Origin of the sequence: Streptomyces phyllanthi (assembly GCF_009377205.1) — a bacterium.
GTDB lineage: Bacteria > Actinomycetota > Actinomycetes > Streptomycetales > Streptomycetaceae > Streptomyces > Streptomyces phyllanthi.
Map to the genome: position 1 here is coordinate 1 of NZ_VJZE01000494.1, position 6,550 is coordinate 6,550.

A 6,550-nucleotide genomic window follows, 5' to 3' on the forward strand; every position below is an offset into this window, starting at 1 on the left:
GTGCCTGTGGGCACCGGCCCCCTTCGCGTGCCGGACGTTCGCGTGCCTGGACCACGTACGCGAACGTCCGGCGGATCACACGAAGCTGTACCCCGAGCGGATGACCGGGGGCACGGGGAACGCCGCCAGGACGGATTCCGGTACGTCGGTGTTCTCCCGGCCGAGTGCGATCACGACCGTGCGCAGATTGGGGAAGACGGCCGAGAGGCTCGAAAGGTCCTCGTGGCCCAGGAAATCGTTGAGCCGCAGCCCGGTGACGTGCGGCAACGGCGGGCCCGGCCAGCCACCGGTCGGCCAGACGAGGCGCAGGTCCTCCAGCTCAGGAAGCCGCGCGATCTCCTCGTAGTCCTGAGGGCCGAGTTTCCTGTACCGGTCGGCCAGGCTCAGATGCTTCAGTGAACGCAACCGGTGCAGGCCGCGCAGGCCGGTGTGCCAGAGCGCGTCGTCGGCGAGGCGCAGATAGCGCAGGGGCACGTCCCGGGGGAAAGCCTCGTCCAGGGTGTCGGTCTCCAGCGCCACGCTGATGTCGAGTGAGTGCAGCGTCGCCGATCCGGCGAACGGGGCCAGGGCGTCGGGTCGCTCGAGGCCGGGCATCGCCTTCAGGGACAGCCAGCTCAACGGCAGGTCGGCCACGGGCGAGAGATCCCCCACGTGCGGGCAGCCACTGAGGTCCAGATACGTGAGCTGCCGCAGGGACGACAGACAGGCCAGACCGGACAGCTCCTCGTTGGCGCGTACGTTGAGGTGGGTCACCTTGCCGGGAGGGAGCGCGGCCATCTCGGACGGACCGAAGTCGCCGACGAGTTGGAGTCGGCTGCGGCCGCCCAGCTCGCGCAGGATCCGCAGATGCTCCGTGGAACGCGCGCTGAAGTAGAGGTCGTTCTCGGGCAGATGGGCGATGATCTCCTGTCCGTACGGTCCCGGCGCGAACCTCTCCCAGCTCCAGCAGAGTTGGGCACGTACAGGCAGCGCCGTATGGGATCGGAACCGGGCCAGCACCGGGAGCGCGGCATCGGTCCCGATGAGCGAGGCCGTGACGACCACAGCCCGTGCCTCCTCGTCCGTCAGTCCCTCCGGCCCGGGCAGCAGCTCCAGTACGAGCGGGCCGGCCTCGGCGAGGGCACGTGCCTGTTCCGTCGTGCGGGGCGGGATGAGTGCGGAGGCGTTGCGCTCGACGTCGGCCCGGACGCGCGGGTCCAGTTCCGTCGCGTGTTCCAGCGAGGCGAGCGCGAGGAGCCGTACGCGCATGCTCTCCGCGTTCTCCAGGCGCTCCGCGGAGGTCGTCATGTCCCGCAGCAGCTCGGCCCGTTCGCGCGGCCGGGCGTGCGCCACCGCCATCCGGACGACGTCCGCCCACTGCTCGTCCACGGCGCTGCGCACCAGCAGCCCGAAGTCGCCGTCCTCCACGGCCGCCCTGGCACCGAGGTAGTCCTGGAAGGTGCGGTGCACGAACTCCACCGTGCCGACGGAGGGTTCGCGGAGCAGACCGCTGCGGATGAGGAGATGACGCAGGATCTCCGGGGCGTCGCCCTGCGCCGCGGCGGCCGGTACGGACGGCAGGGCGTCGGCGATGATCCGCTCCGCCCGCTCGCGGTCCATCTCGGACTGCTGGTTGCGGATCAGCCAGTACGCGAGCCGCTGGAGCAGCTGGATCTGGGGGAGTTCGGTGAGGCGGATGCCGTGGGCCCGGTCCCCCTGGGCGAACATGTCCCGCTCCTCGTCGCGCCGCGACAGCAGCATCGACAGGGCGGCGTCGTACAACTCCTGCCTGCCGTGCGGGAGATAGCCGCGCCGGTCCCGGTGGAGGGCGCAGATCAGGCCGCACATCAGGGGGTTGGTGGCGAGGCGGCCGAGATCCGGCTTGGTCTGCACGGCGTCGAGCAGGGATCGCTCGTAGCCGTCGAGACCCTCGGGGTCGGGTGCGTCGGCGCGGGCCGCCGTGTGCCAGCGGGCGATGAACGCGGCGACGTCGTCCCGGCTCATCGGGGTGAGCACGAGCTCCGTGAAGCCGTCAGGGGTGAGCCAGTCCTCGCGTACGGCGGAGGGGCGGGAGGTGACCAGCCACTGGTTGCCGGGATAGACGTCCAGCAGGTCGCGCAGCCAGCGGCGGGTGCGCTCACGCTCCCGTTCGGGGATCTCGTCGATACCGTCGACGAGGAGCAGCCCGCAGCGGGCGCTGAGCACGCGGTCCACCCAGCCGGGCGGCTGGGCGGCGTGGAAGGGCACGCGTACGGCTTCCAGGAAGGCGTCGGGCGCGGGGAGGCCGTCCGGGCGGCGGACGAGGGTACGCAGGGGCAGGACGAAGGGGATGCGGTCGCCGCGCTCGCCCCGGGCCGCGGTCACCGCGAGCCACTGCACGAGCGTGGTCTTCCCGGAGCCGGCCACGCCGCGCAGCAGGACGCGGTCATGGTCGGCCAGGGCCTTCTCGGCCGGCAGCGCGGTGGCGGCGGAGGCGAGGTGCGCCCCGCCCGGGCCCATCGCCTCGGCGCCCTCGGCCCGCAGAGCCTGGAGGCTCAGATACGCGGCGTCGAGGGGCCACCGGTCCGGGGAGTTCACCAGGTCGATGCCGTAGATGGTGAGGTGGCTGTTCCTGGTCGCGACGTAGGGGAGATAGCGCTGCTCGAAGGCGGTGTCGGTGCCGCCGGGCGCGGGTGTGCGGGCTATCAACTCGTCGATTCTCGCGATGATTTCGCTCTGTCTGCGGGTCTGCTCCACGAGGGTGCGGGGGACGAAGGAGGAACGCTGGGTGAAGAAGTGCAGGATGTGCAGGCAGGCAGTGGTGAGGAGGTTCTCGTAGAAGTACGCCGCGTCGGAGGAGAGGTGTCGGTCGGGTTGGCCGCTTGCCGCCCGGAGGCTGCGGGCCAGCGCCTCGTGGCCGAGCTGCACGGCCTGAACATCCGTCATGTCGAGGTCGCCGAGGGCGCGCAGGGTGGTGGTCAGCGCAAGGACGACGGGCTGCTCCTCGTCCAGGCGGACGGGCCGCTCACCGTCCTTCAGCGCCCGCCGGACCAGCTCGGCCGCGAGCTTCTCCACGTCCTTCTCGTCCAGGGTGCGTTTCTCGCCCCGGAAGGACACGAACCCCGAGATCCGCACCGGCTTCTCGACGAGCCCGGCGCCCTGACCCTCGGTCACGAACAGTTTCCTGACCAACGGCGTCACCACGCTCGACGCCAACCTCACACCTACGGCTGCTGGTTCCATGGGGCTCCCCCGCACATGACGATCTTCAACTGCCGGGTCCCATCGCCCCCGTAGTCGCGCAGACGCCGGTCAGCGTAGTGCCCGTCACATTCCGGGGTCCCTCGGTCGGGGGAGCCGGTGACATGCCGCACAGGCGATTTGCCCCGTACTAGGCGCGATAGTGGAAAGGATTTGATGAACAAAAGGGGTATTTACTGCGCAGACGGGACGGATCTCTTCGCGTTGCCGGGGCTGATGGGCTGGGCGGTGGTTGTTTGTGGTTGTCAAGATTCGCTCGCATTTCGCATTAAGTACTAGTTATTGCCGTAGATGGCCCGTTTTGGTCCGGATGGGCGTCAGGGGTACGAAGGGATGGCCCACCCGGCGAGCGTCACTGTCCCGGGTGGTTCCCGTGGCCTGCGGATGCCGTTCGGTCCGGACTCGGTTCCGGTCCGGGCGGCGTTCCATGCCCGTCCCTGTCCCCGTACCTGTGAGGTTTGCTGATGTCGAAGCGTGTCCACTCCCGTCTTTCCCGTACGTCCCTGCTCCGTGCCCGCGCGGCAGTCGTCACCGTGGGGCTGGGGGCCTCGGTCGTCGGGGGAGTCGGAGTCGCGGCCGCCGCCGACACCGGTACGTCGGCCACCGTCAAGGCCGAAGCCCCGGCCGCCGCCAAGAAGGCGATCGACTGGGTCAGCCCCGTCAAGGGCTACAAGCTCTCCGCGAGCTTCGCGCAGGCCGGCAACATGTGGAACAGCACCCACAGCGGCCAGGACTTCGCCGTCAAGAGCGGTACGGCGGTCGTCGCCGCCCACGGCGGGACCGTCGTCAAGGCGGGCGGCAACGGCGCCGGTGACGGCCCCGCGTACGGCAACGCCGTGGTCATCAAGCACGGCAACGGGACCTACACCCAGTACGCCCATCTGTCGAGCGTCACCGTGAAGGAGGGGCAGGTCGTGAAGACCGGGCAGCGCATCGCGTACTCCGGCAACACCGGTAACTCGAGCGGGCCGCACCTGCACTTCGAGATCCGCACGACCGCCAACTACGGTTCCGCCGTCGACCCGGTCGCCTTCCTGCGGGACAAGGGCGTCAGCCTCTGATCGGCAGGGGCGGGCCCCTGGTCAGCAGGGGCCCTTGTCCTGCCCCGTACCGCAGACCGGGCCGCCGCCGCCGAGGAGGGCGATGCTGACGATGAGGATCGCGGCCACCACGAAGCAGCAGGCGAGGAGCAGCAAGAGGTCGTCGCGCTTCACGGTGCCTCCCGGGCAGGTGCCATCGCCCCCTCGGCCGAGGCGCGTGTACGGGATCTTGTCCGCGAACGCCTGTCTGGAAACGTTCGTTCGATGGTGCTGGTGTGCAAGGGCGCTGAGGCCGGCGGCGTTCAGGGCTGCTGACGTTCGGGCCCGCGACGCCGGTGTGGCGTTCAGGGCCGCCGGGGTTGCCGGGCGCTCAAGGCCGCCGGACTTCGACGGCGCCGACGTTCAGCCCTGGTGGGCGCCCCCATGTGCCTGCGTCACCAGGTCGATCGCGACCTCGAGGACCGCCTTGCGCTTCTCCTCGTGGTCGCCTTCGACGTCCTTGAGGGCCAGCATCCCCGCGTGCATCGTGAACAGCGCGCTCACGCAGCGGACCTGGTCGGTCAGGGGGGCGTCCGGCTCCCTGATGATGTCCATCATCTTCATCATGCGGTCCTTGAACGACTCGCCGACGCTCAACTCCCGTACGGCCGCCTGGTTCTCCTGCATGAAACGGAACAGGGGCGCCGCGCCCGACAGGGCCTCGTCGTAGCGGCGGAGGACCGCCTGCTTGGTGGCGAGGGTGCGCGGCTGCTCCTTCGCCCACTCGATCAGCTCGTCCATCGGCCGTGTCAGGTCCTGGAATAGGCTGATGAGGATGTCTTCCTTGGTCTTGAAGTGGTAGTACAGCGCGGCCTTGGTGACCTCCAGCCGCTCCGCGATCTCGCGCAGCGACGTCTTCTCGTACCCCTGCTCGGCGAAGAGTTCGAGAGCCACGTCCTGGATGCGCTGGCGGGTGTTCCCACGGCGCTGGTGCTTCGTACCGCCCGTACCGCCAGTACCGCCCGTACCGCCTGTGTCGTCCATGGTGCCGCCCATCGTCGTACTCCTCACGCTCCTCGACGGCCCCCGCCGACGGTCAAGTCCAGGGAAACTTACTTGACGCCCGGCTAGTTACGCGCCTACGTTCCTCAAGTGTAGTCAACTAGTCGGTCGGCAAGTAAGTGCCAGTGAAGGCCGAGGGGCGGCTGAGCGGCCGGACCGGTGGCACCAAGGGAGTGGGGACGATGGCGGACGCGGGCACGGACAGGGGCATGGGTGCGCATGCCGAGCAGGCCGAGGGCGGTGAACAGCCGCGGAGCGTACGGGTCGTCCTGTTCGCGCTGATGATCGCGATGCTGCTCGCGATGCTCGACAACATGATCATCGGGACGGCCATGCCGACGATCGTCGGCGAACTGGGCGGACTCGAACACCTGTCGTGGGTCGTGACCGCCTACACGCTCGCCACCGCCGCCTCCACCCCGATCTGGGGCAAGGTCGGCGACATGTACGGGCGCAAGGGTGCCTTCCTCATCTCGATCGTGATCTTCCTGGTCGGGTCGGCGCTCAGCGGTATGGCCCAGGACATGGGACAGCTGATCGGGTTCCGGGCCGTTCAGGGGCTCGGTGCCGGCGGGCTCATGGTCGGGGTCATGGCGATCATCGGGGACCTGATACCGCCGCGGGAGCGGGGCAAGTACCAGGGGATGATGGCCGGGGTGATGGCGTTCGCCATGATCCTCGGACCACTGGTGGGCGGCACGATCACCGACCACTGGGGATGGCGCTGGTCGTTCTACATCAACGTGCCGCTGGGCGTGGTCGCGCTGATCGCCGTCACCGCCGTACTGCACCTGCCGAAGACGACCGCCGACCGCTCGTGGCGGCGTGTCGACTTCCTCGGGGCGGCGCTGCTGACCCTGGGCATCACGTCCATCGTGCTCGTCACGACGTGGGGTGGCACCGAGTACGCGTGGGACTCCTCCGTGATCATGGAGCTGACCGCGATCGGCGTCGCCGCGCTCGTGGGCTTCGTGTTCTGGGAGACCAGGGCGGCGGAGCCGGTGATGCCGCTGCACATCTTCAGGAGCCGCAACTTCTCGCTCATGTCGGCGATCGGCTTCGTCACCGGTTTCGTGATGTTCGGGGCCGTGCTGTTCCTGCCGCTGTACCAGCAGTCCGTGCAGGGCGCGTCCGCCACGAACTCCGGGTTGCTGCTGCTGCCGATGCTGGGGGCGATGCTCGCCGTGTCGATGGTGGCGGGGCGGGTGACGACGGGGACGGGCAAGTACAAGGTCTGCCCGGTCGTGGGC

The 6,550-nt window shown here is 69.3% G+C and carries 5 protein-coding genes; 2 read left to right on the top strand and 3 right to left on the bottom strand.

All coding sequences use genetic code 11. From position 1 onward, the window contains the following. Positions 1-75 precede the first annotated feature (75 nt). Complete coding sequence (locus FNH04_RS39045) at positions 76-3,201, bottom strand: NACHT domain-containing protein (protein ID WP_152790738.1); 3,126 nt, start codon at positions 3,199-3,201, stop codon at positions 76-78. A 482-nt stretch (positions 3,202-3,683) separates the two neighbouring features. On the opposite strand from FNH04_RS39045, the gene FNH04_RS39050 reads away from it, so the two are divergent. Then, positions 3,684-4,280: a M23 family metallopeptidase gene (locus tag FNH04_RS39050; RefSeq protein WP_152790739.1), complete on the top strand. Its 597-nt coding sequence runs from the start codon at positions 3,684-3,686 to the stop codon at positions 4,278-4,280. A gap of 21 nt (positions 4,281-4,301) precedes the next feature. Here FNH04_RS39050 and FNH04_RS48785 read toward each other — a convergent pair whose 3' ends face one another. Beyond that, positions 4,302-4,433: a hypothetical protein gene (locus FNH04_RS48785; protein WP_265581455.1), complete on the bottom strand. Its 132-nt coding sequence runs from the start codon at positions 4,431-4,433 to the stop codon at positions 4,302-4,304. Between the two features lie 228 nt (positions 4,434-4,661). After that, positions 4,662-5,294 (bottom strand): TetR/AcrR family transcriptional regulator, encoded by a 633-nt coding sequence (locus tag FNH04_RS39055; RefSeq protein ID WP_386575164.1) that lies wholly within the window; start codon positions 5,292-5,294, stop codon positions 4,662-4,664. 188 nt (positions 5,295-5,482) lie between these two features. Here FNH04_RS39055 and FNH04_RS39060 point away from each other — a divergent pair. Continuing rightward, a partial coding sequence (locus tag FNH04_RS39060) for an MDR family MFS transporter (protein WP_456154885.1) occupies positions 5,483-6,550 on the top strand: 1,068 nt, incomplete at its 3' end.

What these genes read in the sequence shown, in the direction of transcription:
- FNH04_RS39055 (WP_386575164.1), bottom strand. Translation starts at nt 5,294, where the DNA reads ATGGGCGGCACCATGGACGACACAGGCGGTACGGGCGGTACTGGCGGT.
- FNH04_RS39050 (WP_152790739.1), top strand. Translation starts at nt 3,684, where the DNA reads ATGTCGAAGCGTGTCCACTCCCGTCTTTCCCGTACGTCCCTGCTCCGT.
- FNH04_RS39045 (WP_152790738.1), bottom strand. Translation starts at nt 3,201, where the DNA reads ATGGAACCAGCAGCCGTAGGTGTGAGGTTGGCGTCGAGCGTGGTGACG.